Raw genomic sequence first — 1,644 nt, forward strand, 5'->3', positions numbered from 1 at the left:
GGCGCGGGTTGAGGAGAACGTCCAGACCTTCCAGCAGATCGTGGCCTCGACCAACCAGCAGCAGCTCGGGATCGAGCAGGTGATGGGGGCGCTGCAGAACATCCGCCAGGCCAGCCAGCAGACGGCGGCCGGCACCCGCGAGGTCGAGGCGGCCTCGGCCAACCTCACCGAACTCGCCCAGGCCCTCATGGCCCTGGCCGAACGCTACCGGCACTGAGGGCGGGCGCCGCCTTGGCCGCCGATATCCGCCAGCTCCTCCTCGCCGCCTTCGACGTCGAGCACCGCGAGCACGTCACGGCGATCCGGGCCGCGCTCGGGAGCGCGACCCCGGACTGGAACGACGTGTTCCGCCGCGCCCACAGCCTGAAGGGCGCCGCCCGCGCCGTCGACCTACCCCCCGTGGAGGCGGTCGCCCACCGGCTCGAGACCCTGTTCGAGCGGGTCCGCACCGGCGCGCGCGCCCTCGACCGCGAGGCGGCCAACGCGGTCCACCTCGCCCTCGACCGGATCGAGACCTACGTCGCCGGCCTGCAGGACGGCGCCGGGCCGGACATGCCGGCCGACGCCCTGACCGCTTTAGGGCAATGCCTCGGCCTGCCCGGGGAGGCCCCGGAGGACGCCGCACCGCCGCCCCCCGGGGCGCCGCCGGCCGAACCCCCTGCCCCGCCCGCCTCCGCCCCGCCCGCACCGGCAGCGCCCACCCCCGCCGCGCCTACCCCCGCGCCGCCCCCCGAGCCCGCCGAATCCGGCGCCGCGATCCTGCGCGTGCCCGGTGAGGCCGTGGAGGCTCTGGCCCGGGCGAGTCACGACCTGACCAGCACCCTGGCGGCGCAGGCGCCCGCTGCCGAGGGCTTGGCGCGTCTCGCCCGCCTCGCCCGGGACATGCGCGTCGGCGCCGAGGCGCTAGCCGCGAAATCCGACGTGGAAGCCCCGGCGCTGCGGGCGCTGGCCGGCCGTCTCGGCGGCTTCGCTCGGGAGGCCGCCGAGCTGTCCCGCCGCCAGGCCGCGGCGACCAGTGCGATTGAGGGCGCGGCGTTCCGGGTCCGCGCCGAAGCCGAGCGCCTCGCCCTGGTGCCGGCCGAGACTGTGCTCGGCCCCCTCGCCCGCTCGATCCGCGAGCTCGCCCGGGAGCAGGGCCGCGACGTCGATCTCGACCTGCGCGGCCTCGACCTGCCGGTGGAGCGCGGCCTGCTCCAGGCCCTGAAGGACCCGCTGCTCCACGCCCTGCGCAACGCCCTCAGCCATGGCTGGCAGAGCCCGGAGATCCGCCGCGCCGCCGGCAAGCCCGAAGCCCTGCGGCTCGGGCTGGAGGTGGCCGTGCGCGGCTCGCGCCTGCAGGTCACCGTCGCGGATGACGGGCCGGGGCCGGACCTGGCCCGGATCGCGTCCACCGCCCGCGCCCGCGGCCTGCTCGCCCCCGGGGAGGCCGATGATCCCGAGACCCTGCTGCGCCTGGTCTTCGAGCCCGGCTTCTCCACCGCGGAGGCGGTCGATACCCTGGCCGGACGCGGCTATGGCCTGTCGGTCGCCGCCGACGCGGCCCGCCAGCTCCTCGGCAGCGTCCGCCTCGAGCCGCGCGAGCCCGCCGGCACCGCCCTGGTCTTCAGCCTGCCGCTCTCGGCGGCGCGGCGCAGCCTGCTGCTG

At 77.4% G+C, this 1,644-nt stretch carries 1 protein-coding gene and 1 pseudogene; both read left to right on the plus strand.

The genetic code is table 11. The features are described 5' to 3' along the window. A pseudogene (locus tag AKJ13_RS29830) lies at positions 1-217 on the plus strand (chemotaxis protein); the annotation flags it as partial. Positions 218-231: 14 nt separating this feature from the next. Further along, positions 232-1,644, plus strand: a 1,413-nt coding sequence (locus AKJ13_RS29835; RefSeq protein ID WP_200905730.1) for an Hpt domain-containing protein, incomplete at its 3' end; no start/stop codon positions are given.

It is taken from the genome of Methylobacterium sp. ARG-1 (genome assembly GCF_001262595.1).
Classification (GTDB): Bacteria; Pseudomonadota; Alphaproteobacteria; order Rhizobiales; family Beijerinckiaceae; genus Methylobacterium; species Methylobacterium brachiatum.